Genomic DNA, 26,526 nt, shown 5'->3' on the forward strand with positions numbered 1-26,526 from the left:
ATCTTATGGATCAAGGACCGCCCGCTCCAAAAATGGCTTGCGGGCGCCGGTTAGGGTGGCTGGTGTGCTGCGAGAAGTGACGGCTGTCCGGTATCTGGAACCCCTGCGGGCCGGCGGCTCCGTGCCCGGGATCGTCGAGGCCGACGACCTCGGGACCTACGTCCTGAAGTTCACCGGCTCCGCGCAGGGCCGCAAGGCGCTGGTCGCCGAGATCGTCGTCGGCGAGCTGGCGCGCCGCCTCGGCCTGCGCGTGCCCGAGCTGGTTCTCGCCCACTTCGACCCGGCCGTCGGCGCGCACGAACCGCACCAGGAGGTGCAGGACCTGCTGCGCGCCAGCGCGGGCCTGAACCTGGGCATGGACTACCTGCCGGGAGCCCGCGACTTCACCCCCGACACCGACCTGGACGTCGACCCGCTGGAGGCGGGCAAGGTCGTGTGGCTCGACGCCCTCACCGCGAACGTCGACCGCACCGTGCACAGCTCGAACCTGATGGTCTGGCCGACCTTCGGCACCCGCGAGCCGCGCCTGTGGCTCATCGACCACGGCGCGGCCCTCGTCTTCCACCACCGCTGGGACGCGGCCACCGTCCTCGCCACCGCCGAGAAGCCCTACGACTTCCGCCAGCACGCGCTCGGCCGCTACGGCCCGGACACCGCGGCCGCCGACGCGGAGCTGGCCCCGCGCGTCACCGAGGAACTCCTCCGCGACATCGTCGCCGAGGTCCCGGACGCCTGGCTCGCCGACGAGCCCGGCTTCGCCACGGCCGACGCCCTGCGGGACGCGTACGTCACCTACCTCACCGCCCGCGCCCGCGCCTCCGCGACCTGGCTCCCCACCGACTTCCCCTCCCGCGCCGAACTCGCCGCCGAGGACGTCCGCCGCGCCCGCGCCACCGAGGCGTCCCGCCCGACCTGGCTCAAGCGCGTCCCGAACCTGCACGGCAAGCCCGACCCGCGCCCCGCGAAGAGGTACCCATGAGCGACCGCCCCGCCGAGACGCCCCCGCCCGGGCCCCACCGCGTGGAGATCGAGTACTGCACCCAGTGCCGCTGGCTGCCCCGCGCGTCCTGGCTCGCCCAGGAACTCCTCACCACCTTCGAGGCCGAACTGACCGAGCTGGCCCTGAAGCCGGGAACGGGCGGCGTCTTCGTCGTACGCGTCGACGGCGCGGTGGTCTGGGACCGCAGGGAACAGGGCTTCCCGGAGCCGACCGCGGTGAAGCGCCTGGTCCGGGACGTGGTGGCGCCGGGGCGGAGCCTCGGGCACTCGGAGCGCTAGCCGCATCGAGCCCCGGGCGCACACCGCAGGTCAGGTCCCGCAGTACTCCGCGTCCACCAGCGCCATCGTCGACGTGTACCGGTCGCCGTTCGCGTTGGCTGCCAGGGTGTGGCGGCCGTCCGCCGACGTGACCGCCACCGACGAGGAGCCGAGTGCGCTGCCGGTGTGGCCCCAGACGGTGATGCCGCAGGAGAGGCGGTAGGAGCCGATGCCGAGGCCGAAGCGGATGTGGGGGACGTCGGGGTGGACCTGGACGGTCGTCCTCATCGCGTCCAGCTGGCGCTTCGGGAGGAGCTTGCCGGTGAGGAGCGCGGTGTAGAAGCGGTTCAGGTCCTTGCCGTTGGAGATCATCTCGCCGGCGGCTCCGGCGTACGAGGGGTTGAGTTCCGTCGTGTCGTGGAGGGGGCCGCCGGGGGCGCCGGAGAGCAGGTCGTAGGCGCGGCTGCTGGGGCGGGGGAGGGTCGGGGACGTGCCGGGGACGCGGGTGCCGCGCAGGTGGAGGGGGTCGATGATGCGGCGGCGGATCTCGTCGCCGTAGGGGCGGCCCGTGGCCTTCTCGATGATGAGGCCCGCGAGCAGGAAGTTGGTCTTGGAGTAGAGCACGCCCTCGCCGGGCTGGTTGTGCGGTGCGTGGCGCATCGCCATGGCGATCATCCGGGCCGGGGTCCAGGTGTCGTAGCGGTGCTCCAGGAAGTCCTTGGAGAAGACCTTGCGCGCGTACTCCGGGTCCGCGTTGACGTCGTAGATCCCGCTGGAGTGGTTGAGGAGCTGGCGGATGGTGACGCGGTCGCCGTCGTGGCCGTTGCCCTCGACCACGCCCGGCAGCCAGGAGCCCACGGTGTCGTCGAGGTCCAGCTTGCCCTCGGCCTCCAGTTGGAGCACGACGGTGGCCACGAACGTCTTGGTGATGGAGCCGACCCGGTAGTGGTCCCGGTCGCCGCGCGGGGTGCCGCGCTCCAGGTCGCCGAGGCCCGCCGCGGCCTTCCAGACGCCGTCCGCGCCGGTGACCCGCGCGGTCACGCCGGGCGCTCCGCCCGCGACGACGGCGTCCATGGCCTTGCGGGTCGCCTCGTGGCCGGGGCCTTCCCCCTGACGGGGTGCGGCGGTGGCGGTGGTGGTCGCGGCCGGCGTCGTCAGCGTCACCACCGATATCGCCGCGGCCACCAGTCGTCTGCGCAGCTTCATGCCCGTCCTCCGTCGCACCCGTGTCGAACATCCCGTCAACTGCCGTGCTGGGCGGGGATGTTATGCCACAGGGGCGGGCGGAGGCGAAGATCTGCCCGTCGACGGGACAGCGGGCGGACGCGCCGCAGCCCCCGGCACCGAGGGGTGCCGGGGGCTGCGGCCGTGCGCGCGTGGGCTCAGCGGAGCTGCTCGTACGCGGGCAGCGTGAGGAAGTCCGCGTAGTCGGCGTCCAGGGAGACCTGGAGCAGCAGGTCGTGGGCCTGCTGCCACTTGCCGGCGGCGAAGGCCTCCTCGCCGATCTCGGCGCGGATCGCGGCCAGTTCGGCGGCGGCGACCTCGCGGGCCAGGTCGGCCGTCGCGGGCGTACCGTCCGCGAAGACCACGCCCGCGTTGATCCACTGCCAGATCTGGGACCGGGAGATCTCGGCGGTGGCCGCGTCCTCCATGAGGTTGAAGATGGCGACCGCGCCGAGGCCGCGCAACCAGGCCTCGATGTAGCGGATACCGACCTGCACGGCGTTGACCAGGCCGTCGTAGGTGGGCTTGGCGTCGAGGGAGTCGATGGCGATCAGGTCGCCGGCGGCCACGGAGACGTCCTCGCGCAGGCGGTCCTTCTGGTTCGGCTTCTCGCCGAGGACCTTGTCGAAGGACTCCAGGGCGATCGGGACCAGGTCGGGGTGGGCGACCCAGGATCCGTCGAAGCCGTCGCCCGCCTCGCGGTCCTTGTCGGCGCGGACCTTCTCGAAGGCGACCTTGTTGACCTCGGCGTCCTTGCGGGACGGGATGAAGGCCGCCATGCCGCCGATGGCGTGCGCGCCGCGCTTGTGGCAGGTGCGGACGAGGAGTTCGGTGTAGGCGCGCATGAACGGGGCCGTCATCGTGACCAGGTTGCGGTCCGGCAGGACGAACTTCTGGCCGCCGTCACGGAAGTTCTTGACGATGGAGAAGAGGTAGTCCCAGCGTCCGGCGTTCAGCCCGGAGGCGTGGTCGCGCAGTTCGTAGAGGATCTCCTCCATCTCGTACGCGGCCGTGATGGTCTCGATGAGGACGGTGGCGCGGACGGTGCCCTGCGGGACGCCGACGTAGTCCTGCGCGAAGACGAAGATGTCGTTCCAGAGGCGTGCCTCCAGGTGCGACTCGGTCTTCGGGAGGTAGAAGTACGGGCCCTTGCCGAGGTCGATCAGGCGCTGGGCGTTGTGGAAGAAGTACAGGCCGAAGTCGACGAGGGCGCCCGGGACCGGGGTGCCGTCCGCGTCCGTGAGGTGCCGCTCGTTCAGGTGCCAGCCGCGCGGGCGCATCACGACGGTCGCGAGCTCGGCCGCGTCCTTCAGGGCGTACGACTTGCCGGTGCGCTCGTCCGTGAAGTCGATGCGGCGCTCGTAGGCGTCGGTCATGTTCAGCTGGCCGAGGATCACGTTCTCCCAGGTGGGAGCCGAGGCGTCCTCGAAGTCGGCGAGCCAGACCTTCGCGCCGGAGTTGAGCGCGTTGATGGTCATCTTGCGGTCGGTGGGGCCGGTGATCTCCACCCGGCGGTCGTTCAGGGCGGCCGGGGCGGGGGCCACCTTCCAGGAGTCGTCCGCGCGGATCGCGGCGGTCTCCGGGAGGAAGTCCAGGGTCGAGGTGCGGGCGATCTCGGCGCGGCGCTCCGCGCGGCGGGCGAGGAGCGTCTCACGCCGGGGCGTGAACCTCCGGTGCAGCTCGGCCACGAAGGCGAGGGCCGCGGGGGTGAGGACCTCTTCCTGCCGGGGCAGGGGCTCGGCGTCGACGATGGCCAGCGGTGACGGCGCTGGTGCGGACATGAGCTGTCACTTCCTTCAGCGAGCTTGCTTCACGGGCGGTGCGCTGCCCCCGACAGCCGCCGGGCCGGGTCTCGCGGCACTGGGTGCCGCGGGGCCGAGATACGGCTGCGGGCGCCGTCCACCGGGTCGGGCGCTTCTGAGCAGTGGATACTAGTTTCCTCATGGTGGAAGTTCAATGGTTTGTTGACGTCGAGATTCTCTTCGTCGACAGAACATGGCGCTGAGTGCCATGGCCGTCACTCCAAGTTGACCAGCTCGGGCCGTGCTCTCCAAGCCGGACGGCGAGCTCACTCCAGCCGCTCCAGATCGGAGAACGTGTCGATGTCGGACGGCTCGGCCACGTCCCCGCACTCGACGGCCGTGACCGCCCCGGCGTGCTCCTTCAGGTAGGCCCGCGCGCCCCGGTCGCCCGTCGCGCTCGCCGCGATGCCGTCCCAGTGGTCCGCGCCGAACAGCACGGGGTGGCCGCGCTCGCCCGCGTACGTCGCCGCCGCGAGCGTCCCCGGCGAGCGGTACGCGCCCCGCACCCGGGCCACCGCCGCCGCGCCGATGCCCGGCTGGTCCACCAGGCACACCAGCGCCGCCCCCGCCCCGGTCTCCCGCAGCGAGGCGAGACCCGCCCGCAGCGAGGACCCCATGCCCTCGCGCCAGTCCGGGTTGTCCACCAGGACGTACCCGGGCAGGTCCGCCCGCTCCCGTACGACATCGGCGGTGGCGCCGAGCACCACGTGCACGCGGGTGCAGCCGCCGTCCCGCAGCGCCCCCGCCGCCCGCTCCACGAACAGCTCGCCGCGATGCTCCAGAAGGGCCTTCGGGCACCCGCCGAGGCGCCGGCCGCCGCCCGCGGCCAACAGCAGGCCGACGACCTCGACGGGGGCGGTGGGGGCGGAAGGTGACAGTGATTCGGTCATGACTCTTGCTTACCGCATGGGTTCTGGGGACCCTGTTCCGGCCGGGGGCGTGGCCGAAAGTGACGCCTGCGTCGCGCTGTGGCCTCATCGGCCCGCGCCCGCGCCCCTTCGGTGTCCGGCCGCCGCGGCGGGTCCGCCCGGGCCCGCGCGCGTACAGGCGCACAACGACGTGCGAGGGGGAGAGCTGTGTTGCGGAGCGTGGGCCAGAGAGCCGTGAGGGGAAACTTCGAGGATCCGCGGGTGACGGAGCTGCGGGCGGCCGTGTCCCGGCTGCGCCGTGAACTGGCCGCGTATCCGGGTGAGTTCCCGGACCGGGCGATAGCGGAGGACGAATTAGCGGCTCTCGCCGCCATGGCCGCGGCCGGCGCGCCCGAGGCCCGTAGGCTGCGGCGTTCGCTGCTGCTTGTCGCGAGTTCGATCGGCTCGGTCAGTGCGCTGACCGGTGCGCTGACGGGTGTCAGGGGTGCCGTCGAGCTGTTCGGGGAGCCGCCGCAGCCGGGGTGATGCGGTGGCTCTCTCGCGCTGAGCGCGGCGGTGCCCCGTTCCCCCAGCCGGGTCCCGCCGCGTCACGCCACCCAGTCCACGCGGTCCGGCTCCGCGACCGTCGGCCGCGCCTCGCCGCCGAGCGCCGCGGCCAGGCGGACGGCCGCGTCCTCGTACCGGTGGGGCGCCAGCGTGAACGGGACGCGCAGCCGGTGTTCATGGGTGCCCGGGTCGGCGCCGAACCGCGAACCGCCCTCGATCCGGACGCCGTGCCCGAGCGCCGCCCGCGCGAGGGACGAGGCGACGGGCGCGCCCAGGTCGACCCAGAGCGACAGGCCGCCGGGCGGCAACTGCCAGCGCCAGTCGGGCAGATGGCGGCCGAGCGCGGCGGCGAGTGCGGCGCGGGACTCCCGCAGCGCCGCCCGCCGCTCGCGCAGCACCTCGTCGAGCCCGGTCAGCAACTGCGCCGCCACCAACTGGTCGAGCACCGGCGTGGCCATGTCCGCGGGGATCCGCGCCATGGTCAGCTCCGTGATCAGCCGTGAGCCCGCCCGCACCCAGCCGATCCGCAGGCCACCCCAGTACGACTTGCTCAACGAGCCCACGGTGACGACCTGTTCGGCCACCCCGTGCGCGGCGAACGGCGCGGGCGGCGGCACATCGAGGGCCATGTCGGCGATCGTCTCGTCGACCAGCAGCCAGGTGCCCGTGGCGCGCGCCGTCTCCAGGATCCGCAGCCGCTGCTCGCGCGGCATCAGGGCGCCCGTCGGGTTCTGGAAGTCCGGTACGAGATAGGCGAGCCGTGGCGCCGTCTGCCGCAGCGTCGACTCCACCAGGGCCGTGTCCCAGCCCGTGTCCGTCACCGGCACGGGCGCCGCGCGCAGCCCCGCGCGGCGGACCGCGTCCAGGGCGTTCGGGTACGAGGGGTTCTCCACCAGGACGCGGTCGCCCGGCCGCCCGAGGAGGGCGAGGACGAGGGAGATCGCCTGCTGGGCGCCCGTGGTGACGAGGATCTGGCCGGGCAGCGTCGGCAGCCCGCGCCGGGTGTACCGCTCCGCCACCGCCGCCCTCAACTCCGGCAGCCCGTACGGGTGGTAGCCCGAGGTCGGCGCGTGCGCGGGGAGCAGCGCGGCGGCGGCCGCCACCGCGTCGCCGAGCCCCGCCGGTGCCGGGGGCGCGGCCACCGCGAGGTCAAGGACGCCCTCGTCCGGCACCCCCACCGGGAACGCGGCCACGCTCGCCGGGCGCCGCCCCTCCGGCAGCTCCGTCCAGGTGCCGGCGCCCCGCCGGCTGGCCGCGAACCCGCTCTCGCGCAGCAGGTCGTACGCCGCCGTGACCGTGGCCCGGCTGATACCCAGTGCCGACGCGAGCTCGCGTTCCGCGGGCAGCCGGGTGTGCAGGGGGACCCGGCCGTCGAGCAGGAGGGTGCGGACGGTGTGGGCCAAAGCCCGGTAGCCAGGCCGCTCACCGGCCGTGCCGGTCACCAGTGCCGCCACCTGGGTGCCGCCGAGGCGGCGGTCCGGGGAAGGGACCACTGTGTGTACGTCTGCCATGCCAACTCCTGCGTATTGGCCCTGCTGTCCAGGCCAATCAGCCTACAGACTCGATGGCGACGGGGTGCCGGGAGCAATGTGGCCCGGCTGTGGCCCCCTCCGGAGTGCAGAGCGAAGAGGTGGCAGGCATGGAGACGGAAGGGCGGGTCGTCGTCGGGGTCAGCGGGGCCGACGGGTCGCGGGCCAGCCTCGCGGCACTGCGGGCCGCCGCGCGCGAGGCCCGGTGGGGTGGGCGGCGGCTCGTCGTCGTCCTCGCCTGGGAGCCGCCGGAGGGCGAGGCGCTGTACGCGCGGTGGCCCGACCGGGAGTGGGCACGGCACTGGGAGCGAGCCGCGTGGCAGCGGTTGGACGCCGCCTTCGACTCCGTGTTCGGCGGGGTGCCCGCGGGGGTGTGGGCCGGGGGTGCGGTCGAGCGGCGGGTCCTGCGGGGGCCCGCCGGGCCGGTGCTGTGCGGGGTGGCCTCCCGGCCGGGGGATCTGTTGGTGATCGGGGCGCGGGGTGGGCGGCGGTGGGGGCGGGGGCGGGTGCGGAGGTATGTGGACGCGCATGCGGGGGGTGCGGTGATGGTGGTCCGGGGGTTGCGGCGCGCCCTGCGGCCCTCCGGGCTCGGTCGACGCTGACCTCTGGTGCGGGTGGGCCGGGCGCACCCCCGCTATCGGCACTCCGCGCCTCGTCCTCAATCGCCGGACGGGCTCTCTCCCACCCACCCGCCCAAACCTGCACCAGCAGACCGACAGCCCGGCACCTTCTGGCTCACATCGGCGAAGTCTCCAGCCCGTCCGGCGTTTGAGGACGAGGCGCGGAGCGCCGATCGGGGGTCCAGGGGCGGAGCCCCGGTTTCGGAGAAGGGGTGGGACTGGGGCGCCCCGCGAAGGTCAGGCCGACGCGGTCGACGTGGCCAAGGCCTCGGAGAGTTCGGCCGCCACCTGCTGCAGGACGGGGACGATCTTCTCGGTGGCTTCCTCGGTGACGCGGCCCGCGGGGCCGGAGATGGAGATGGCCGCCGCCGTGGGGGAGTCGGGCACGGACACGGCGAGGCACCGCACCCCGATCTCCTGCTCGTTGTCGTCGACGGCGTACCCCGCCCGCCGCACCTCCTCGAGCGCGTCGAGAAACCCGTCGGCCGTGGTGATGGTCTTCTCGGTGGCGGCGGGCATGCCCGTACGGGCGAGCAGCGCCCGCACCTCCTCCGCGGGGGTGTGCGCGAGCAGCGCCTTGCCGACCCCGGTGGAGTGCGGCAGGACCCGCCGCCCCACCTCGGTGAACATGCGCATGGAGTGCTTGGACGGCACCTGCGCGACGTACACGATCTCGTCCCCGTCGAGCAGCGCCATGTTCGCGGTCTCGCCGGTCTCCTCGACGAGGCGGGCGAGATAGGGCCGGGCCCAGGTCCCGAGCAGCCGGGACGCGGACTCGCCGAGGCGGATGAGGCGCGGCCCGAGGGCGTAGCGCCGGTTGGGCTGCTGGCGTACGTAGCCGCAGGCGACGAGCGTGCGCATCAGCCGGTGGATCGTGGGCAGCGGCAGCCCGCTGCTGGCGGACAGCTCGCTCAGGCCGACCTCGCCCCCCGCGTCCGCCATGCGCTCGAGCAGGTCGAAGGCGCGCTCGAGGGACTGCACGCCTCCGCTCGCGGGGGACTTCGCGGCGTCGGTGGTGCTGGCGCTAGACGTCGGCACGGCGCGTTCCTTTCGGGGCCTTACGGGAGGGCAGGCAAGGCAGCAGCCTACCGGGCACTTTCCCGGACAGCCCCGGTGCGGCCGTCACGTCAGTGCCGGTCAGTGGGCGTTTGTCCGGTCTTCGAGGCGAGCGGGGACCTCCCTTGACGGTCCGCGTTGTAGATAGCTACGTTCTGGTCTGCGGAATTCTAATTCCACTTTGTGGAAACGTATAGGCCCTTGACGGATCAGGGCCCGAGGCGAAGACTTCTTCAACAGAACGTTGAATTCCGCTGGCCGGAAGGCCGGTGGAGGCGCACAGGCGCTCAGGCGAACAGATCAAGCGAACAGGTCAGGCGAACAGAGAGGGGCCGCGGTGTCCGGCGAGGAACTGGTGCTGCGCTCGACGCGCGTCATCACCCCGGAAGGGACGCGGGCCGCGTCCGTCGTCGTCTCGGACGGCACGATCGTGGCGGTGCGCGCACATGACGCCGCCGTGTCGACGCACGCCCGCGTGGAGGACTTCGGCGACGACGCGCTGCTGCCCGGCCTCGTCGACACCCACGTCCACGTCAACGACCCGGGCCGCACCGAATGGGAGGGCTTCTGGACGGCCACGCGCGCCGCGGCCGCCGGCGGCATCACCACCCTCGTCGACATGCCGCTGAACTCGCTGCCGCCGACGACCACGGTCGCGAACCTCCGTACGAAGAAGGACGTGGCGGCCGCCAAGGCGCACATCGACGTCGGCTTCTGGGGCGGCGCGCTGCCCGACAACGTCAAGGACCTGCGGCCCCTGCACGACGCGGGCGTCTTCGGCTTCAAGTGCTTCCTCTCGCCCTCCGGCGTCGATGAGTTCCCCGAGCTGACGCAGGATCAACTGGCTGTGTCCATGGGAGAGATCGCCGGGTTCGGCGGCCTGCTCATCGTGCACGCCGAGGACCCGCACGAGCTGGCCGCGGCCCCCGCCAGGAGCGGTCCTCGGTACGCCGACTTCCTCGACTCGCGCCCGCGCGTCAGCGAGGACACCGCGATCGAGGGCCTCATCGCCGTCGCCAAGCGCATCGGCGCCCGCATCCACATCCTGCACCTGTCGTCCTCCGACGCGCTGCCGCTGATCGCCGCCGCCAAGCGCGAGGGCGTCCGCCTCACCGTCGAGACCTGCCCGCACTACCTCACCCTGACCGCCGAGGAAGTCCCCGACGGGGCCAGCGAGTTCAAGTGCTGCCCGCCGATCCGCGAGGCCGCCAACCAGGACCTGCTGTGGCAGGCGCTCGCCGACGGCACCATCGACTGCGTCGTGACCGACCACTCCCCGTCCACCGCCGACCTCAAGACGGCCGACTTCGCCACCGCCTGGGGCGGCATCTCCGGCCTCCAGCTGAGCCTGCCCGCCGTGTGGACGGCGGCCCGGGCCCGCGGGTACGGCCTTGAGGACGTCGTGCGCTGGATGTCGACGCGCACCGCCGAGCTGGTCGGCCTGGACCGCAAGGGCGCCATCGAGGCCGGCCGCGACGCCGACTTCACGGTCCTCGCGCCCGACGAGACCTTCACCGTGGACCCCGCGCGCCTCCAGCACCGCAACCGGGTCACCGCCTACGCGGGCAAGACCCTCAGCGGTGTCGTGAAGTCCACCTGGCTGCGCGGTCAACGCATCGTGTCCGACGGCGAGTTCAGCGCGCCGGCGGGCCGACTTCTGGAAAGGAAGAACTGATCACCGTGACGGCGACACCGATTCCCCGCTTCACCGGCGACGCGAGCCCCTACGGCGGCGGCGAGCCCTACGCCGACTACCGCACCGCCGACTTCCCCTTCACCCAGTACGCCAACCTCGCGGACCGCCGGCTCGGGGCCGGTGTCATCGCCGCCAACGACGAGTTCTTCGCCATGCGCGAGAACCTGCTGCTCCCGAACGACGCCGAGTTCGACCCCGAGCACTTCGGCCACAAGGGCAAGGTCATGGACGGCTGGGAGACCCGGCGGCGGCGCGGTGCCTCCGCCGAGCACCCCTGGCCCACCGCCGACGACCACGACTGGGCGCTCGTCCGGCTCGGCGCGCCCGGCGTCATCCACGGCATCGTGGTCGACACCGCGCACTTCCGCGGCAACTATCCGCAGGCCGTGTCCGTCGAGGGCGCCAACGTCGAGGGCTCGCCCACGCCCGACGAGCTCCTCGCCGACGGCGTCAAGTGGACAACCCTGGTGCCGCGTACGGCTGTCGGCGGTCACGCCGCGAACGGCTTCGCCGTGGACACAGCGCAGCGCTTCACCCACCTGCGCGTCAACCAGCACCCCGACGGGGGCATCGCCCGCCTTCGCGTGTACGGCGAAGTCGTCGCCGATCCCGCCTGGCTCGCCGCCCTCGGCACCTTCGACGTCGTCGCCCTGGAGAACGGCGGCCAGGTCGAGGACGCCTCCGACCGGTTCTACTCGCCCGCCACCAACACCATTCAGCCCGGCCGTTCGCGGAAGATGGACGACGGGTGGGAGACGCGGCGGCGGCGGGACCAGGGGCACGACTGGATCCGCTATCGCCTCGCGGCGCAGTCCGAGGTCCGCGCCCTCGAGATCGACACCGCCTACCTCAAGGGGAACTCCGCCGGGTGGGCCTCCGTGTCCGTCCGGGACGGGGAGTCCGGGGACTGGGTCGAGGTCCTTCCGCGTACGCGGCTCCAGCCCGACACCAACCACCGCTTCGCGCTGCCCGCGGCGGCCGTCGGTACGCACGCCCGCGTCGACATCTTCCCCGACGGGGGGATCTCGCGGCTCCGCCTGTACGGGGCGCCCACGGCGGGCGGGGCGGACGCGTTGGCGGCGCGGCACCGGGAGCTCGGGGGCTGAGGCCGGGGGCCTTGCCGGGGGCTCCCCAATCCCGCCCCTTCCCGTAACTGGGGCTCCGCCCCAGACCCCGCTCCTCAAACGCCGGAGGGGCTGATTTCAGCCCGTCCGGCGTTTGAGGACGAGGCGCGGAGCGCCGACAGCGGGGGTCCAGGGGGCGGCAGCCCCCGGTTTCGGAGAAGGGGCGGGTCTGGGGCGCACCCGCGAGGGCGCTACGCCGCATGCCCCCCGTCCACAGCCCACTCCGCCCCCGTCACGTACGACGCCTCCTCCCCGGCCAAGTAGGCCACGGCGGACGCGACTTCCCCGGCGGAGCCATAGCGGCCGAGCGCCGTCCCGGCGGCCTGCGCCGGGGCGTGCGGCCCGTCCGCGGGGTTCATGTCGGTGTCGATGGGCCCGGGGTGGACGAGGTTCACGGTGATGCCGCGCTCACCGAGTTCGCGGGCGAGCGCCTTGGTGAGCCCGACGAGAGCGGCCTTGCTGGTGGCGTACAACGTCCCCCCGGCCCCGGGCACGTGCTGCACGATGCAGGACCCGATGGACACGATGCGCCCACCACGCCGCATCAGCCCGGCCGCGGCCTGGGACGCGAGGAACACCCCGCGCACGTTCACGGCGAGCACCCGGTCGACGTCGGCGAGGGCGAGGTCCCCGACGGGCCCGAGCACCCCGGCGCCGGCGTTGTTGACGAGGATGTCCAGGCCGCCGAGGTCGTCCGCGGCCCGCTCGACGGCGCCCGCGGCGTCCCCGGCGTCGGCCGCGTCGGCCCGGATCGCGAACCCCCGCCGCCCCATCGACTCGATCTTGGCGACGACCTCACGGGCGGCGGCCTCGCCCTGGACGTAGGTGAGGGCCACGTCGGCGCCCTCCTGGGCGAGCCGCAGGGCCGTCGCCGCGCCGATCCCGCGGCTGCCGCCGGTGACCAGAGCCGTCTTGCCGTTCAGAGAAGACATGTCCATGCCCCTTGATGTGGAGAGAAGTACTTGCGGGTTCAACCGCTTCGACGTGTTCCATCAAAGCCGCGGGCACGGGGGACGGCTGGCGGTAAACGGACAGGGATGCCGGGGCGCCGGGGGTCACCCGTGCGAAGGGTGATGGGCCGCGGGGTGAACGTGGTGTGCGGGCGGGGCCGTGAACGTGAGGGCCCCGGGGAGGTGGTTAACTTCCGGAAAATTCGATGTACTTGACGTTGACACATCAACCTCTACGCGCGTCATCCTGGGGGCATGCGAATCCCCCCACGGATCCTCAGCGTCACTGCCCTCGCCGCCGCCCTGCTCGTCGGCGGCTCCGTCACCGCCACCGCGGACACCGCGGCCCCCCGCACGGTCGCCGCCGTCGCGCCCGCCGGGTTCCCGGCCGCCGCCGTAGGCGAGATCTGCTACTCCGACCTGCCGTCCCAGGCGCACGACACGCTCGAACTGATCGGGCGGGGCGGCCCGTTCCCGTACCCGCAGGACGGCACCGTCTTCCAGAACAGGGAAGGCATCCTGCCCCAGCAGAACAACGGCTACTACCACGAGTACACCGTCAAGACGCCGGGCTCCCCGAACCGGGGCGCGCGCCGCATCGTCACCGGTGAGTCCCAGCAGGAGGACTACTACACCGCCGACCACTACCGTTCGTTCGACCTCGTCGACCGCGGCTGCTGAGCACGTGCGGAGTGGGGCGGGGCCCGGCCGGGCCGGGGCGCGCGCCCGGGTTCAGCCGAACCTGCGGCTCTCCGCCGCGGCGAAGAGCGCGCACGCGAGGACGATCATCGCGATGCTCAGGTACAGCTCGTAGCCGTCGACGAAGGCCAGGTGCTGTACCGCGCCCCACCCGCCCAGCCAGCCGGTGAGCTCGTTCAGCAGGCCCACCGCGCCCTGGATCAGCAGGATCACACCGAGAAACTCCAGCAGTTGTTTCATGGCACAACAGCCTCGTCCCGCGGCCCCGCGCACACATCGGCCGCGGGGCGGGGCCTCGCCGGTCCCAAGGCGCACACCGGCGCCCGGCCCGTGCGCCCAAAGTCTCGGACGCTCCGACTTTCGTCGATGATCACGTCCGGGGACCGGGTGCGGCGCCGTACGGTGCGTAGATTTGTCGGGTGAAGAGTCGTACGGAGCCCGTGGGCACGCCAGACGTCGCGGCCGGGGCGGAGCCCGTGGCCCGCAGGCAGTGGTTCCTGCCCTCGGCGGTCGCCGCCGAGCTCGATCCGGACCGGGCCACCGGCAGGACCGGGCGGTACAAGCGGACCGTGCGCGACTGGATGGTCGACTTCGCCTGCTTCCTGTTCGCCGTCTTCCTCGGCCTGGTCATCAGCGACGAGGTGCAGCACAACCCCGCAGTCTCCGAGGGCTGGGCCGCGCTCGACCACCTCTTGGGCGCGCTCGCCTGCGCCGCCGTGTGGCTGCGCAGGCGCTGGCCGGTGGGGCTCGCGATCGCGATGATCGGCATCGGGCTGCTGTCGAACACCTCGGGCGGCGCGGCCGTCGTCGCCTATTTCACGCTCGCCGTGCACCGGCCCTGGAAGTACTCCGCGTGGGTCGTCGGCACGTCCGTGGTGCTGATGCTGCCCTTCTACTGGTGGCGGCCCGACCCGGACCTGCCCTACGCCCTCTCCATCATCCTGACCTCGCTGTTCGCCGCGACCACCGTCGCCTGGGGCATGTTCGTCCGCTCCCGGCGCCAGCTCCTGCTCGCCCTGCGCGACCGTGCCCGGCGCGCCGAGAACGAGGCCGCGCTGCGCGCCGAGAAGGCCCAGCAGCTCGCCCGCGAGGCCATCGCCCGCGAGATGCACGACGTCCTCGCCCACCGCCTCACCCTGCTCAGCGTGCACGCGGGCGCCCTGGAGTTCCGGCCCGACGCGCCCCGCGAGGAGGTCGCGCGGGCGGCCGGGGTCATCCGGGAGAGCGCGCACGAGGCCCTGCAGGACCTGCGGCAGGTCATCGGCGTCCTGCGCGGCGGCGACGCGGACGCCTCGGGGCGGCCCCAGCCCACCCTCGCCGCCCTCGACACACTCGTCGCCGAGTCCCGGGAAGCCGGCATGAAGGTCGTCCTCGACCTGCGCGTCCCCGACCCGGAGACCGTGCCCGCCGCCGTCGGCCGCACCGCGTACCGGATCGCCCAGGAAGGCCTGACCAACGCCCGCAAGCACGCGCCCGGCGCCGAGGTCACCGTCGTCGTCGCGGGCGCGCCCGGCGAGGGCCTCACCCTGTCCGTGCGCAATCCGCCGCCCCCCGGCGAGGTGCCGCAGGTGCCCGGCTCAGGGCAGGGCCTCATCGGCCTCACCGAACGCGCCGCGCTCGCGGGCGGCCGGCTCACCCACGGCGGTGGTCCCGGCGGGAGCTTCGTGGTGGAGGCCTGGCTGCCCTGGGCCTGACGGCCGGGCTGTCGCAGGGGTGGCGGCCCTGCTGCCCGTCTGATGGCGGGGCTGTCGTGGACCTGACGACCTGGTGACTTCGCTTCCGCACACCTTCTGTACGATCAGCCGCCACACCACGGAGAGTCGGAGGGCGGAGAACGTGACGGGGGAGAGTCCAGTGGGGTCGTCCGGCGGTGCGCCGGGGGACATACCGGGTGACGGCGGGGCGGACCGGACGCACGGCGCGGACGCCCAACGGCTCGCACGGGTACGGCGGTTCGTCCGGACACGACGCGGCGCCGTCGCCACCGGCCTCGCCGTCGCGCTGCTCGCGGGCGGCCTCGGCACCTGGGCCACGGACACCTGGCCCTTCGACGGCCGGGACCAGTACTGCTGGGGCGCCTGGGAGCAGGACAGCGGGCCCGGTGTCCTCGGCGACGAGGGCTTCGAGGGCGACGACGGCCGCAGCCGTACGTCCACGGGGACCGCGCCGACGCCCGGTTCGCCGCGCGGCGCGTGCGAGCTCACGGTCGCTTCCAGCCACACGTTCAGCGACGGCGACAAGGACCGGCAGCGCACCACCGTCCGCGTGCGGTACGGCCCGCCGCCCAAGTCCGCGGGCGAACGCGTCAGCTGGCTCGGCGGCTATCTCGCCGACCGCGCGATGCCCCTGCCGGACGGCCTGCCCGGCGCCGCCGACGGCAACCACGGCATCCTCGTCCTGCCCGAGCGCTGCGACGCCCGCGACGGACGCCCGACCGCCGTCACCCTCGACGCCCACGAGGAGGCGGCCGCCGACGACAAGGTGCCCGACGTCCCCGACCTCGGGGGTTCCCAGGACGTCGCCGAACTCCTCGTCGCCGCCGCCAACAAGGGGATGAAGGCCGCCGGTTGCGCCGGAGCCGAGCCGCTGCGCGTCACCTCGGCGCTGCCCGAGCTGCCCGAACGCGCGGACACCTTCTCCCGCGGCCCCGTCTGCCGCATCCCCGGCCTCGACGTCCGCGCCGACCTCACCAAGGAGACCGCGATGCGCCTGGAGTACCAGGTCGGCGCGGTCACCCGGGACCTGCAGTCCTGCTCCGCGCGGATCGGCCGCTCGCTGCGGCTCGGCGAGCGCAGCGACCAGCCCCTGTTCGACGCCGTGATGGTGCGCGAGCCCCGGCTCACGCGACTCCTCGACGGCGCGGCCGGCACCGAGGCACCCGCCAAGGGCTGGCGCGGCACCGGTGACTTCACGTCCGACCGTCGCTTCGTACGCGCCGACTGCGCGGGCCGCCCGACGGCATTCCTGCTCCTCGGCACGCCGACGGGGTCCACATCCGACTACTTCGCCACGTTCACCAACGCGGTGGCACGACGCCTCGGCTGCGCACCCGTCGCGCCGACCACCGACGCGGAGGGGAACGGGCGATGAGTGACGTGGAGAAGGGTGAGAAGGGTGAGAAGGCCGAGACGGCTGAGCGGGTCGAGCAGGTCGAGCAGGTCGAGCAGGCGGAGAAGGGCGAGGGCGCTGTGGGTGAGGGGTCGGCCGAGGGCGGGGCGAGCGGGGTGAAGCCCGGCGATGCTGTGCCTTCCGGTTCGGTGGCGAAGCCCGGCGACGGCGTGCGGTCGGGGTCGGCGGAGGAATCCGGTGGCGACGCCCGTCCCAGGTCCGCGGGCGAGCCCGACGACGACACGCCCCCCGGCCCCGCCGAGAAGCCCCTCGGCGTGGTCGCCGCCGCCATCGCCGCCGCCCCGCCGCCCTGGTGGCACTGGCGCAGTCTGCGTCGGCTCACCCGAGGGCACCGGCGGCGGGCCGTCGCCGCCGCGGTCGCGGGGGCGCTGCTCGGTGGGACGCTCGTGGCCTGGCAGGCCGAGGCGGGGCCGTTCGAGCGGGAGCGGGCCTGCTGGGGCGCGCTCGACGAGGACGACGTGGCGGACCTGTTCCACGGCAAGCGGGACATCGAGTACTCCCAGATGGACATCGGGTACGACCGCATCGCGTCGGACGGACCTTCGGGGCGGTGCGAGCTGCGGTCGCCGCGCGGTCACCGCGTCCGCGCCCAACTGCACCGGCTCGACACCCGGTTCGGCGGCGACCGCGACGTGTGGGCCGACGAGTACCTGTCCGCGCGGATGACGCCCCTGGGCGGCGGGCTGCTCGGCATGGTGTCGGACACGCGCGCGTGGCTCGCCGTACCGGAGGGCTGCGTGGGCCGCACCCCCGACCGGGACGGCCCGCTCGTCGTCGACATGGAGGCGGGCTGGACGACGTACCGCGACGCCGTCGACCCCGACGAACGCGCCCGGCTCGCCCGCGCCGTCGTCAAGCTCGTCAACCACTACATGGCCGACCAGGGCTGCGACAGCGACCTCCCCGACCCCACGGACCGCCTCGCCGCCCCCGCGCGGTTCCTCGACGAGAAGCCGGACGCGTTCTGCGGCGTCAAGGGGCTCAGGCTGCCCGGCTCGCGCGAGAGCAGCCGCTACGACCGCCCCATGGTGAGCAGCGGCGGCGGCCCCGTGCGGACCTGCGACCGGGACGTCCTGTTCGGGCATCCGAAGCTGCGTCTGATGACGGTGGAGAACTCCCGGCTCGCCGCGCTCTACGAGGGGTTCTCCTTCGAGGGCGGCCGCCGGATCACGGCTGAGGGCGACACCAAGGACCAGGTGCGGGGGCGCGGCTTCCTGCGCGAGGACATGGCGCTGTACCAGGCCTCCTGCCAGACCGGCGACGTCACCTTCCTGATCCGTTCGGACGACGGCGGCCGGGCCGCGGACATCCGCAGGCTCACGCCGCGCTACGTCGCCGCCGAGGCCGACCGCATCGGCTGCGGGCCGCTGCGCCTGAGGCTCCCGGCGTGAGCGGGCCGGGGCGTGCCGAGGGGGCCCGCGAGGCTGGTTACGGTAGGCGCATGACACCGATCAGGCTGCTGCTCGTCGACGACGACCCGCTGGTCCGCGCCGGTCTTTCCTTCATGCTCGGCGGCGCCGACGACATCGAGATCGTGGGGGAGGCGGGCGACGGCAGCGAGGTCGCGGCCCTCGTCGCGGAGGTCAGGCCCGACGTCGTCCTGATGGACATCCGGATGCCGACGATGGACGGGCTCGCCGCCACCGAGGCCCTGCGCAAGCGGCCCGACGCCCCCGAGGTCGTCGTGCTCACCACCTTCCACGCCGACGAGCAGGTCCTGCGGGCGCTGCGGGCCGGTGCCGCCGGCTTCGTCCTCAAGGACACCGCGCCCGCCGAGATCGTGGCGGCGGTACGCGCGGTGGCCGCGGGCGAGCCGGTGCTCTCGCCCAGCGTGACGCAGCAGCTGATCTCGCAGGTGGCCGGGGGCGGGCCCGAACTCGACCGGCGGCGGCGCGCCCTCGACCGGCTCGACGTGCTCGGCGACCGGGAGCGTGAGGTCGCCGTCGCCGTCGGCAAGGGGGCGTCCAACGCGGACATCGCCGGCGAGCTGTACCTGAGCGTGGCCACGGTGAAGGCCCACGTCTCCCGCGTCCTGACCAAGCTCGACCTCAACAACCGGGTGCAGATCGCGCTGCTCGTCCATGACGCGGGGCTGCTCAACGAGGAGTGAGCCGGGGGGAACTCGGACCGTCCGCCCGCGCGTTGAGGGGGTACGGAGACCGAAGGGGGCCTGCATGGCGGAGCGTGTCGACCTCGCGGCGTACGGCGCCCGATTCACCACCGACCCCTACAGCGTCTACGCCGACCTCCGCGCCCGCGGGCCGGTCCACCGCGTCCGCATCCCGCATCGGGACGACGGCGCGGACTGCTATCTGATCGTGGGGTACGAGGAGGCGAGGGCGGCCTTCGCCGACCCCCGCCTCGCCAAGTCCTCGGCCGTCGCGGGCGTTCAGCTCCCCGAGGAGGAAGCGCTCGGCACCAACCTGCTGATGGCGGACCCGCCCCAGCACACGCGGTTGCGCAAGCTCATCGCCCGCGAGTTCACCGCCCGCCGTGTCGAGGCCCTGCGCCCCCGCATCCACGAGATCACCGACGGCCTCCTCGACGCGATGCTCGCCGCGGGCGACCGCGCCGACCTGATCGAGGCCTTCGCCTTCCCCCTGCCCATCACCGTCATCTGCGAACTCCTCGGCGTTCCCGACATGGACCGCGCGGCGTTCCGCAGGATGTCGAACGACAGCGTCGCCCCGCCGACCGTGGAGGTGCGCGACAGCGCCCTGGCGGAAATGGCCGCCTATCTCGACGGGTTGATCGAGGCGAAGCGTGCCTCCGCGGATGAGGATCTGCTCGGCGCGCTGATCCGCACGACGGCGGAGGACGGCGACCGGCTCTCGGCGGGTGAGCTGCGCGCGATGGCCTTCCTGCTGCTCGTCGCGGGCCACGAGACGACGGTCAGCCTCATCGCCAACGCCGTGCACGCGCTGCTCACCCACCCCGGTCAGCTGGCCGAGCTGCGCGCCGACATGAGCCTCCTGGACGGCGCCGTCGAGGAGACCCTGCGCCACGAGGGACCGGTGGCGAACGCGACGTACCGCTTCACCGCCGAGCCCGTCGACATCGGTGGCACGGTGATCCCGGCGGGCGCGGCCGTCATCGTCTCCCTCGCCGGGGCCGACCGCGACCCGGACCGCTTCCCCGCCCCCGACGACTTCGACATCCACCGCGCCGCGCAGGGCCACGTGGCCTTCGGCCACGGCATCCACTTCTGCCTGGGCGCCCCGCTCGCCCGCATCGAGGGGAAGATCGCCCTCCGCTCGCTCCTGGAGCGCTGCCCGGACCTCGCCCTGGACGGCACACCGGGGGAGTGGAAGCCGGGAATGCTCATGCGGAGCAGGCACCATCTGGGCGTCCGGTGGTAGAAGTCACCTCATGACGGAACACGACCAAGAGCACGGCGCTGCGCGGGACGTCGACTCCACCGGCGCCCCCGACCTCCCCGGCGCCCTCGACCTCCCCCTGGCCCGCAAGACCCTGGACGCCCAGCCCTTCAGCCGCCTCGTGGGCGCCGAGGTCACCGCGTTCGGGGACGGCGCGGCCACGCTGGAGATCCCCGTACGCGACGAACTCCGCCAGCAGAACGGCTTCGTGCACGGCGGCGTCCTCGCGTACGCCGCCGACAACGGCATCACGTTCGCGGCCGGGACCGTGCTCGGCGCCGCGGTCCTGACGTCCGGCTTCACCATCCAGTACGTACGCCCCGCGACCGGCGCCCGCCTGGTGGCGCGCGCGACGGTGGCGGAGGCGACCCGCCGTCAGGCCGTCGTCCGCTGCGACCTGTTCGCCGTAGCCGACGACGGCACCGAGTCGCTGTGCGCGCTGGCCCAGGGCACGGTCCGCGCCACGTCGGCCTGAGCGCCTGGCTGAGCCGCGCCCGCCGTCGGGCGTCGCCGGGGCCCGCGGCCTCAGGGCCTGTCCGGTGGCCCGGCCCACCGTCGCACCGGACAGGCCCTAGTCCCCGTCGATCTCCGTGAGCCGCACCGGCCGCCGCTCGGCCCGCGACCGCTCGCACGCCTCCGCGATCCGCAGCGCGTGCAGCGCCTCGTGGCCGTCGCAGGGGTTCGTCCGCTCACCGCGCACGACCTCCACGAACGCGGCCAGCTCCGCCTCGTACGCGGGCGCGAAGCGCTCGAGGAAGCCGGGCCACGGCTTGTCCGGCGCGGCGGGGCCGTCCGGCTCCGCCGAGGTCAGCGGGGTGCGGTCGTTGACGCCGACCGTCACCTGGTCGTCCTCGCCCGCGAGTTCCATGCGGACGTCGTAGCCCGCGCCGTTGCAGCGCGTCGCCGTCGCCGTGGCCAGGGTGCCGTCGTCGAGGGTGAGCAGCACCGCGGCCGTGTCGACGTCGCCCGCCTCGCGGAACATCGCGGGTCCGGCGTCGGACCCGACGGCGTACACCTCCACCACCTCACGGCCCGTCACCCAGCGCAGGATGTCGAAGTCGTGCACCAGGCAGTCGCGGTACAGACCGCCGGAGAGCGGCAGATACGCGGCGGGCGGCGGCGCCGGGTCCGACGTCATGGCCCGCACCGTGTGCAGCCGGCCGAGGCGCCCGGCCCGCACGGCCTCGCGGGCCGCCGCGTACCCGGCGTCGAAGCGCCGCTGGAAGCCGAGCTGGAGCACCGTGCCCGCCGCCTCGACCTCCACGAGCGCGGCGAGGGTGCCGGGCAGGTCCAGGGCGATCGGCTTCTCGCAGAACACCGGCAGACCGGCCCGCGCCGCCCTGCCGATCAGCTCCGCGTGCGCCGAGGTCGCCGCCGTGACGACCAGGGCGTCCACCCCGGAGCCCGCCGTCCCCGCCGCGAAGAGCGCGTCCACCGAGGGCGCCGTCTCCGCGCCCACCCGGGCCGCGAGGTCCGCCGCCCGTGCGGTGTCCACGTCCGCCACGACGAGCGAGTCCACCCCCGGATGGCCGACCAGGGCCGCCGAGTGGAAAGTTCCGATACGTCCCGTTCCGATCAGTCCGATGCGCATGGGCACACCTTCGCCAGGCACCCGCGCTCCTGTCAATGGTTTGTCCTGACAACAGAACTTCCGAACTTCCCGTCATCATCTCCCAGGACTACGCTCACCCCGTGACCGATCAAGGCGCGGCCAAAGCCGCCAAACCGGCCGTGGACCCCACGGTGGCCCTGCACCTCGGCGTCGACCGCAGCAGCCCGGTCCCGCTGTACTTCCAGCTGTCGCAGCAGCTGGAGGCGGCGATCGAGCGCGGCGCCCTGACGCCCGGCAGCCTCCTCGGCAACGAGATCGACCTCGCGGGCCGCCTCGGCCTCTCCCGGCCCACCGTCCGCCAGGCCATCCAGTCCCTCGTCGACAAGGGCCTCCTGGTGCGCCGCCGGGGCGTCGGCACCCAGGTCGTGCACAGCCAGGTCAAGCGCCCGCTGGAGCTGAGCAGCCTCTACGACGACCTGGAGGCGGCCGGACAGCGGCCCGAGACCCGGGTCCTGCGCAACGTCGTCGAGCCCGCGACCGCCGAGACCGCCGCCGCCCTCGGGGTGGCCGAGGGCAGCGAGATCCACCTGGTGGAGCGCCTGCGCCTCGCCCACGGCGAGCCGATGGCGTATCTCCGGAACCACATCCCGGCCGGGCTCCTGCCGCTCGACACCGAGCGCCTGGAGGCCACCGGCCTCTACCGCCTGATGCGGGCCGCGGGCATCACGCTGCACAGCGCCCGTCAGTCCGTCGGCGCCCGCGCCGCCGGGGCGGAGGAGGCCGACCTGCTCGCGGAGCCGGAGGGCGCGCCGCTGCTCACGATGCGCCGGACGACCTTCGACGACACCGGACGGGCGGTCGAGTTCGGCTCGCACATCTACCGGGCCTCGCGGTACTCCTTCGAGTTCCAGCTCCTCGTGCGGCCGTAAGAATGTTCTGACAAAGTCATTGACGCTGCCGGGGCGCACGGCTAAAACTCCCACCAGCCGCACGAGGCGGCCGGGAGAAGAGGTGGACCATGCGCACAGCCCGCACGGCAGCAGCCCTCATCGCGGTCGTCGCGCTCGCGGCCGGGTGCAGCGGTTCCGGAGGCAAGGGCGACGAGGAGGACGGGGACGGCGGGGGCGGCGGGAAGGCGGCCGGCACCCCGCGTTTGAAGATCGCGATGGTGACGCACTCCGGCGAGGGCGACACCTTCTGGGACATCGTCCAGAACGGCGCCAAGGAGGCCGCCAAGAAGGACAACGTCGAGTTCCTGTACTCCAACGACAAGGAGGGCAAGGGTCAGGCGGAGCTGGTCCAGACCGCGATCGACAAGAAGGTCGACGGGATCGTGGTGACGCTCGCCAAGCCGGAGGCGATGAGGACCGTGCTCGGCAAGGCGAAGGCGGCGGGCATCCCGGTCGTCACGATCAACTCGGGCGGCGAGTTCTCCACGCCCTTCGGCGCGCTGAGCCACATCGGGCAGGACGAGTCGGTGGCGGGCGAGGCGGTCGGCGACGAGCTGACGAGGCGGGGCAGGAAGAAGGCCCTGTGCGTGATCCACGAACAGGGCAACGTCTCGCTGGAGCAGCGCTGTGCGGGCGTGAAGAAGACCTTCGACGGCACGGTCGAGAACCTGAACGTCGACGGCACCGACGCGCCCGGATCGCAGTCGTCCATCAGCGCGAAACTCCAGGCGGCCAAGGACATCGACGCCGTCGTCACGCTCGGCGCGCCGATCGCGGCGTACTCCGTCAAGGCCAAGGAGGACGCCGACAGCAAGGCCGAGATCGACACCTTCGACCTGAACGCCGAGGTGGTCAAGCGCCTCAAGGCGGGCGAGGTCGGCTTCGCCGTCGACCAGCAGCCCTACCTCCAGGGCTACCTCGCGATCGACGAGCTGTGGCTGTACCGGACCAACGCGAACGTCCTCGGCGGCGGCAAACCGGTCCTGACCGGCCCCGCCGTCGTCACCGAGAAGGATGTGCCGAAGCTGGAGAAGTACACCGCGCGCGGTACCCGATGACCACTCGGGTGATCCGCGTGACCGATACTTGGGCGGCGAGACCGCGAGCACTGCGAAAAGCACTGCAAACACTGCAAAGCAAGAGAAGCAAGAAGGGCACGGCGACGTGGCAAGGGTTGGGACTGGAGTACGTGCGGTGGGTGCCGTGCTTGCGGCGGTGCTCGGGGCGTCCCTCGTGGGCTGCAGCAGCACCGGGGGCAAGCGCGCCGAGGACGCGCGCAAGGCCTCTCAGGCGCAGGGCAGGGCGGCGGTGGACACACCGCGCTGGACCGTCGCGATGATCACGCACTCGGGCGACGGCGACACGTTCTGGGACATCGTCCAGAACGGCGCCAAGCAGGCCGCGGTGAAGGACAACATCAACTTCCTGTACTCGCACGACGACGAGGCGCAGCAGCAGGCCCAGCTCGTGGACGCGGCCATCGACAAGAAGGTCGACGGCATCATCGTCACGCTGGCCAAGCCGGACGCGATGAAGGCCGCCGTGGCCCGCGCCAAGAAGGCCGGCATCCCGGTGATCACGGTGAACTCCGGCTCGGAGGAGTCCAAGGAGTTCGGCGCCCTGGCCCACATCGGCCAGGACGAGACGATCGCGGGCGAGGCCGTCGGCGAGGAGCTGACCAAGCGCGGCAAGAAGAAGGCCCTGTGCATCCTGCACGAGCAGGGCAACGTGGGCCACGAGCAGCGCTGCGACGGCGCCAAGTCCACCTTCAAGGGCAAGATGCAGAACCTGTACGTGACGGGCACCAACATGCCCGACGTGCAGTCCGCCATCGAGGCCAAGCTGCAGGCCGACAAGGACATCGACGCCGTCGTCACGCTCGGCGCGCCGTTCGCGGACACGGCCGTGAAGGCCAAGGAGGGCGCGGACAGCAAGGCGGAGATCGACACCTTCGACCTCAACGAGAAGGTCGCCGCGGGCCTGAAGTCCGGCGCCCTCGGCTTCGCCGTGGACCAGCAGCCCTACCTCCAGGGCTACGAGGCCGTGGACCTGCTGTGGCTGTACAAGTACAACGCCGACGTGCTCGGCGGCGGCAAGCCGGTCCTCACCGGGCCGCAGATCATCACCAAGGATCAGGCCGCCGAGCTGGAGGATTACGCGAAGCGGGGGACCCGATGAGCACGACCGCGCCCGCACCGGGCAAGCCGGTGGCCGACGAGCGGCTCCTGAAGACCTCGCCGCTGAAGAAGTTCCTCGGGCGGCCCGAGCTGGGCTCGGTCGTGGGCGCCCTCGCGGTGTTCCTGTTCTTCGCGGTCGTCGCCGACAGCTTCCTGCGCGCGGCGAGCCTCGCCACCGTCCTGTACGCGGCCTCCACGATCGGCATCATGGCGGTGCCGGTGGCGCTCCTGATGATCGGCGGCGAGTTCGACCTGTCGGCGGGCGTCATGGTGACGACGTCCGCGCTGATCTCGTCGATGTTCAGCTACCAGATGACGGCGAACGTCTGGGTCGGCGTGGGCGTGTCCCTGCTCGCCACCCTCGCCATCGGCGTCTTCAACGGCGTGATGCTGATCCGCACGGACCCGCCGAGCTTCATCATCACGCTCGGTACGTTCCTGATGCTGACCGGCGCGAACCTGGGCTTCACCAAGCTGATCAGCGACACCGTCTCCACCAAGTCGATCTCCGACATGGAGGGCTTCTCGTCCGCCAAGGACGTCTTCGCCTCCACGATCACCGTCGGCGGCGTCGACTTCAAGATCACCATCGTGTGGTGGCTGGCGATGGTCGCGGTCGCCACCTGGATCCTGCTGCGCACCCGCGCCGGAAACTGGATCTTCGCGGTCGGCGGCGGCGAGCACGCCGCCCGCGCGGTCGGCGTCCCGGTCGGCCGGACCAAGATCGGCCTGTACATGGGCGTCGCCTTCGGCGCCTGGGTCTCCGGCCAGCACCTGCTCTTCAACTACGACGTCGTGCAGTCCGGCGAGGGCGTCGGCAACGAACTGATCTACATCATCGCGGCCGTCATCGGCGGCTGCCTGATCACCGGCGGCTACGGCTCGGCGGTCGGCGCCGCCGTCGGCGCCCTGATCTTCGGCATGACCAGCAAGGGCATCGTGTACGCCGAGTGGAACCCGGACTGGTTCAAGTTCTTCCTCGGAGCGATGCTGCTCCTCGCGACCCTGCTGAACGCCTGGGTCCGCAAGCGCGCGGAGGCGACGAAATGACCACTGAGGCCGTGACCGAGGAAGAGACGGCCCCCGCGGACCGTACGCCGCTGGTCGAGCTCGACGCCGTCAGCAAGTACTACGGCAACATCCGGGCCCTGGAGGGCGTCTCCCTCGAAGTACACGCCGGGGAGATCTCCTGCGTGCTCGGCGACAACGGCGCGGGCAAGTCCACCCTCATCAAGATCATCGCGGGCCTTCACCAGCACGACGCGGGCAGCCTGCGCATCGAGGGCGAGGAGACCAAGCTCGCCAGCCCCCGTGAGGCCCTGGACCGCGGCATCGCGACCGTCTACCAGGACCTGGCCGTCGTCCCGCTGATGCCGGTCTGGCGGAACTTCTTCCTCGGCTCCGAGCCGACGAAGGGCACGGGGCCGTTCAAGCGCCTCGACGTCGACCTGATGCGCCGCACCACGCACGCGGAGCTCCTTCGCATGGGCATCGACCTGCGCGACGTGGACCAGCCGATCGGCACGCTCTCCGGCGGTGAGCGCCAGTGCGTGGCGATCGCCCGCGCCGTGTACTTCGGCGCGAAGGTCCTGGTCCTGGACGAGCCCACCGCCGCGCTCGGCGTGAAGCAGTCCGGGGTCGTCCTCAAGTACGTCGCCGCCGCCCGGGACGCGGGCCTCGGCGTGGTCCTGATCACCCACAACCCGCACCACGCGTACCTGGTCGGCAACCGCTTCGTCCTCCTCAAGCGCGGTGCGATGTCCGGCAGCCACACCCGCGACGAGATCACCCTGGACGAACTGACCCGCCAGATGGCCGGGGGATCCGAGTTGGACGACCTCCGCCACGAGCTTGAGCGGGCTCCAGAGCCTGACCTTGGCGCCGGCGCCCCGTAAGCGTGGGTGCGCCCCGTAAGGGGCGCGGGGAACTGCGCGACCAGCCACGAAAAGGCCGCAGACGCATCTGCTCA

The 26,526-nt window shown here is 72.8% G+C and carries 26 protein-coding genes; 18 read left to right on the forward strand and 8 right to left on the reverse strand.

Going from position 1 to position 26,526, the window contains the following annotated elements; translation table 11 throughout:
- Window positions 1-64 precede the first annotated feature (64 nt).
- Entirely contained in the window at window positions 65-979 is a 915-nt protein-coding gene (locus tag AB6L24_RS36585; protein WP_405662735.1) for a HipA family kinase, read from the forward strand.
- Window positions 976-1,278 (forward strand): SelT/SelW/SelH family protein, encoded by a 303-nt coding sequence (locus tag AB6L24_RS36590; RefSeq protein WP_405662737.1) that lies wholly within the window; start codon window positions 976-978, stop codon window positions 1,276-1,278. Before AB6L24_RS36585 ends, AB6L24_RS36590 begins: the two co-directional genes overlap by 4 nt.
- A 30-nt stretch (window positions 1,279-1,308) precedes the next feature.
- On the opposite strand, the gene AB6L24_RS36595 is transcribed toward AB6L24_RS36590, so the two are convergent.
- From AB6L24_RS36595 to AB6L24_RS36605, 3 genes are all read right to left on the reverse strand, one after another.
- A complete protein-coding gene (locus AB6L24_RS36595) occupies window positions 1,309-2,463 on the reverse strand; it encodes a serine hydrolase domain-containing protein (RefSeq protein WP_405662739.1) in 1,155 nt (384 codons plus the stop codon).
- 176 nt (window positions 2,464-2,639) lie between these two features.
- A complete protein-coding gene (aceB, locus tag AB6L24_RS36600) occupies window positions 2,640-4,262 on the reverse strand; it encodes a malate synthase A (RefSeq protein WP_380856179.1) in 1,623 nt (540 codons plus the stop codon).
- 287 nt (window positions 4,263-4,549) lie between these two features.
- The gene (locus AB6L24_RS36605) at window positions 4,550-5,173 is read right to left on the reverse strand and encodes an NTP transferase domain-containing protein (protein ID WP_405662742.1); all 624 of its coding nucleotides are present in this window, start codon (window positions 5,171-5,173) and stop codon (window positions 4,550-4,552) included.
- Window positions 5,174-5,359: 186 nt separating this feature from the next.
- Between AB6L24_RS36605 and AB6L24_RS36610 the strand changes: the two genes are divergently transcribed.
- Window positions 5,360-5,677 (forward strand): DUF5955 family protein, encoded by a 318-nt coding sequence (locus tag AB6L24_RS36610; protein WP_405662744.1) that lies wholly within the window; start codon window positions 5,360-5,362, stop codon window positions 5,675-5,677.
- Window positions 5,678-5,739: 62 nt separating this feature from the next.
- On the opposite strand, the gene AB6L24_RS36615 is transcribed toward AB6L24_RS36610, so the two are convergent.
- Complete coding sequence (locus tag AB6L24_RS36615; RefSeq protein ID WP_405662746.1) at window positions 5,740-7,209, reverse strand: PLP-dependent aminotransferase family protein; 1,470 nt, start codon at window positions 7,207-7,209, stop codon at window positions 5,740-5,742.
- 128 nt (window positions 7,210-7,337) lie between these two features.
- Here AB6L24_RS36615 and AB6L24_RS36620 point away from each other — a divergent pair, with 128 nt between their 5' ends.
- Complete coding sequence (locus AB6L24_RS36620) at window positions 7,338-7,829, forward strand: universal stress protein (RefSeq protein WP_405662749.1); 492 nt, start codon at window positions 7,338-7,340, stop codon at window positions 7,827-7,829.
- Window positions 7,830-8,084: 255 nt separating this feature from the next.
- Here the strand turns inward: AB6L24_RS36620 and AB6L24_RS36625 are convergent, their stop codons facing one another.
- Complete coding sequence (locus AB6L24_RS36625; protein WP_380856163.1) at window positions 8,085-8,885, reverse strand: IclR family transcriptional regulator; 801 nt, start codon at window positions 8,883-8,885, stop codon at window positions 8,085-8,087.
- 355 nt (window positions 8,886-9,240) lie between these two features.
- Here AB6L24_RS36625 and allB point away from each other — a divergent pair, with 355 nt between their 5' ends.
- The gene (gene allB / locus AB6L24_RS36630) at window positions 9,241-10,578 is read left to right on the forward strand and encodes an allantoinase AllB (RefSeq protein ID WP_405662751.1); all 1,338 of its coding nucleotides are present in this window, start codon (window positions 9,241-9,243) and stop codon (window positions 10,576-10,578) included.
- Window positions 10,579-10,583: 5 nt separating this feature from the next.
- Window positions 10,584-11,705, forward strand: coding sequence for an allantoicase (alc, locus tag AB6L24_RS36635; RefSeq protein WP_405662753.1), 1,122 nt, complete (start codon window positions 10,584-10,586; stop codon window positions 11,703-11,705).
- A 209-nt stretch (window positions 11,706-11,914) separates the two neighbouring features.
- Here alc and AB6L24_RS36640 read toward each other — a convergent pair whose 3' ends face one another.
- Window positions 11,915-12,655 carry an SDR family oxidoreductase gene (locus AB6L24_RS36640; RefSeq protein WP_405662755.1) on the reverse strand — a complete coding sequence of 247 codons (741 nt, stop codon included), beginning with the start codon at window positions 12,653-12,655 and terminating at the stop codon, window positions 11,915-11,917.
- A 273-nt stretch (window positions 12,656-12,928) separates the two neighbouring features.
- On the opposite strand from AB6L24_RS36640, the gene AB6L24_RS36645 reads away from it, so the two are divergent.
- Window positions 12,929-13,354, forward strand: coding sequence for a ribonuclease domain-containing protein (locus AB6L24_RS36645; RefSeq protein ID WP_405662757.1), 426 nt, complete (start codon window positions 12,929-12,931; stop codon window positions 13,352-13,354).
- A 51-nt stretch (window positions 13,355-13,405) separates the two neighbouring features.
- Here the strand turns inward: AB6L24_RS36645 and AB6L24_RS36650 are convergent, their stop codons facing one another.
- Window positions 13,406-13,612 carry a hypothetical protein gene (locus AB6L24_RS36650; protein WP_030361883.1) on the reverse strand — a complete coding sequence of 69 codons (207 nt, stop codon included), beginning with the start codon at window positions 13,610-13,612 and terminating at the stop codon, window positions 13,406-13,408.
- A gap of 179 nt (window positions 13,613-13,791) precedes the next feature.
- On the opposite strand from AB6L24_RS36650, the gene AB6L24_RS36655 reads away from it, so the two are divergent.
- From AB6L24_RS36655 to AB6L24_RS36680, 6 genes are all read left to right on the forward strand, one after another.
- On the forward strand, window positions 13,792-15,066 hold the full coding sequence (locus AB6L24_RS36655; RefSeq protein ID WP_405662759.1) for a sensor histidine kinase: 1,275 nt from the start codon (window positions 13,792-13,794) through the stop codon (window positions 15,064-15,066).
- A 160-nt stretch (window positions 15,067-15,226) separates the two neighbouring features.
- A complete protein-coding gene (locus tag AB6L24_RS36660; RefSeq protein WP_405662762.1) occupies window positions 15,227-16,462 on the forward strand; it encodes a hypothetical protein in 1,236 nt (411 codons plus the stop codon).
- Window positions 16,459-17,892 (forward strand): hypothetical protein, encoded by a 1,434-nt coding sequence (locus tag AB6L24_RS36665; RefSeq protein ID WP_405662764.1) that lies wholly within the window; start codon window positions 16,459-16,461, stop codon window positions 17,890-17,892. Before AB6L24_RS36660 ends, AB6L24_RS36665 begins: the two co-directional genes overlap by 4 nt.
- 50 nt (window positions 17,893-17,942) lie before the next feature.
- A complete protein-coding gene (locus AB6L24_RS36670; RefSeq protein ID WP_405662767.1) occupies window positions 17,943-18,611 on the forward strand; it encodes a response regulator in 669 nt (222 codons plus the stop codon).
- A 64-nt stretch (window positions 18,612-18,675) separates the two neighbouring features.
- Window positions 18,676-19,860 carry a cytochrome P450 gene (locus tag AB6L24_RS36675; protein WP_405662769.1) on the forward strand — a complete coding sequence of 395 codons (1,185 nt, stop codon included), beginning with the start codon at window positions 18,676-18,678 and terminating at the stop codon, window positions 19,858-19,860.
- A gap of 10 nt (window positions 19,861-19,870) precedes the next feature.
- Window positions 19,871-20,353: a PaaI family thioesterase gene (locus AB6L24_RS36680; RefSeq protein ID WP_405662772.1), complete on the forward strand. Its 483-nt coding sequence runs from the start codon at window positions 19,871-19,873 to the stop codon at window positions 20,351-20,353.
- A 96-nt stretch (window positions 20,354-20,449) separates the two neighbouring features.
- On the opposite strand, the gene AB6L24_RS36685 is transcribed toward AB6L24_RS36680, so the two are convergent.
- Complete coding sequence (locus AB6L24_RS36685) at window positions 20,450-21,469, reverse strand: Gfo/Idh/MocA family oxidoreductase (protein WP_405662775.1); 1,020 nt, start codon at window positions 21,467-21,469, stop codon at window positions 20,450-20,452.
- A gap of 140 nt (window positions 21,470-21,609) precedes the next feature.
- On the opposite strand from AB6L24_RS36685, the gene AB6L24_RS36690 reads away from it, so the two are divergent.
- From AB6L24_RS36690 to AB6L24_RS36710, 5 genes are all read left to right on the forward strand, one after another.
- Window positions 21,610-22,359, forward strand: coding sequence for a GntR family transcriptional regulator (locus AB6L24_RS36690; RefSeq protein WP_405663594.1), 750 nt, complete (start codon window positions 21,610-21,612; stop codon window positions 22,357-22,359).
- Between the two features lie 89 nt (window positions 22,360-22,448).
- Entirely contained in the window at window positions 22,449-23,438 is a 990-nt protein-coding gene (locus AB6L24_RS36695) for a sugar ABC transporter substrate-binding protein (protein WP_405662777.1), read from the forward strand.
- Between the two features lie 136 nt (window positions 23,439-23,574).
- Window positions 23,575-24,558, forward strand: a complete 984-nt coding sequence (locus tag AB6L24_RS36700) for a sugar ABC transporter substrate-binding protein (protein WP_087886371.1) — start codon at window positions 23,575-23,577, stop codon at window positions 24,556-24,558.
- Window positions 24,555-25,607, forward strand: a complete 1,053-nt coding sequence (locus AB6L24_RS36705; RefSeq protein WP_405662780.1) for an ABC transporter permease — start codon at window positions 24,555-24,557, stop codon at window positions 25,605-25,607. Before AB6L24_RS36700 ends, AB6L24_RS36705 begins: the two co-directional genes overlap by 4 nt.
- On the forward strand, window positions 25,604-26,452 hold the full coding sequence (locus AB6L24_RS36710) for an ATP-binding cassette domain-containing protein (RefSeq protein ID WP_405662782.1): 849 nt from the start codon (window positions 25,604-25,606) through the stop codon (window positions 26,450-26,452). Before AB6L24_RS36705 ends, AB6L24_RS36710 begins: the two co-directional genes overlap by 4 nt.
- Window positions 26,453-26,526: the final 74 nt, after the last annotated feature.

It is taken from the genome of Streptomyces sp. RK9 (assembly GCF_045070545.1).
GTDB classification, from domain to species: domain Bacteria; phylum Actinomycetota; class Actinomycetes; order Streptomycetales; family Streptomycetaceae; genus Streptomyces; species Streptomyces alboflavus.

Excerpts from the sequence above, each read along its gene's own strand:
- AB6L24_RS36620 (WP_405662749.1), top strand. The coding sequence starts at position 7,338 with ATGGAGACGGAAGGGCGGGTCGTCGTCGGGGTCAGCGGGGCCGACGGG.
- AB6L24_RS36680 (WP_405662772.1), top strand. The coding sequence starts at position 19,871 with ATGACGGAACACGACCAAGAGCACGGCGCTGCGCGGGACGTCGACTCC.
- AB6L24_RS36595 (WP_405662739.1), bottom strand. The coding sequence starts at position 2,463 with ATGAAGCTGCGCAGACGACTGGTGGCCGCGGCGATATCGGTGGTGACG.
- AB6L24_RS36640 (WP_405662755.1), bottom strand. The coding sequence starts at position 12,655 with ATGTCTTCTCTGAACGGCAAGACGGCTCTGGTCACCGGCGGCAGCCGC.
- aceB (WP_380856179.1), bottom strand. The coding sequence starts at position 4,262 with ATGTCCGCACCAGCGCCGTCACCGCTGGCCATCGTCGACGCCGAGCCC.
- AB6L24_RS36695 (WP_405662777.1), top strand. The coding sequence starts at position 22,449 with ATGCGCACAGCCCGCACGGCAGCAGCCCTCATCGCGGTCGTCGCGCTC.
- AB6L24_RS36665 (WP_405662764.1), top strand. The coding sequence starts at position 16,459 with ATGAGTGACGTGGAGAAGGGTGAGAAGGGTGAGAAGGCCGAGACGGCT.
- AB6L24_RS36645 (WP_405662757.1), top strand. The coding sequence starts at position 12,929 with ATGCGAATCCCCCCACGGATCCTCAGCGTCACTGCCCTCGCCGCCGCC.
- AB6L24_RS36590 (WP_405662737.1), top strand. The coding sequence starts at position 976 with ATGAGCGACCGCCCCGCCGAGACGCCCCCGCCCGGGCCCCACCGCGTG.
- AB6L24_RS36650 (WP_030361883.1), bottom strand. The coding sequence starts at position 13,612 with ATGAAACAACTGCTGGAGTTTCTCGGTGTGATCCTGCTGATCCAGGGC.
- AB6L24_RS36685 (WP_405662775.1), bottom strand. The coding sequence starts at position 21,469 with ATGCGCATCGGACTGATCGGAACGGGACGTATCGGAACTTTCCACTCG.
- AB6L24_RS36710 (WP_405662782.1), top strand. The coding sequence starts at position 25,604 with ATGACCACTGAGGCCGTGACCGAGGAAGAGACGGCCCCCGCGGACCGT.
- AB6L24_RS36605 (WP_405662742.1), bottom strand. The coding sequence starts at position 5,173 with ATGACCGAATCACTGTCACCTTCCGCCCCCACCGCCCCCGTCGAGGTC.
- AB6L24_RS36675 (WP_405662769.1), top strand. The coding sequence starts at position 18,676 with ATGGCGGAGCGTGTCGACCTCGCGGCGTACGGCGCCCGATTCACCACC.
- AB6L24_RS36705 (WP_405662780.1), top strand. The coding sequence starts at position 24,555 with ATGAGCACGACCGCGCCCGCACCGGGCAAGCCGGTGGCCGACGAGCGG.
- AB6L24_RS36670 (WP_405662767.1), top strand. The coding sequence starts at position 17,943 with ATGACACCGATCAGGCTGCTGCTCGTCGACGACGACCCGCTGGTCCGC.
- AB6L24_RS36615 (WP_405662746.1), bottom strand. The coding sequence starts at position 7,209 with ATGGCAGACGTACACACAGTGGTCCCTTCCCCGGACCGCCGCCTCGGC.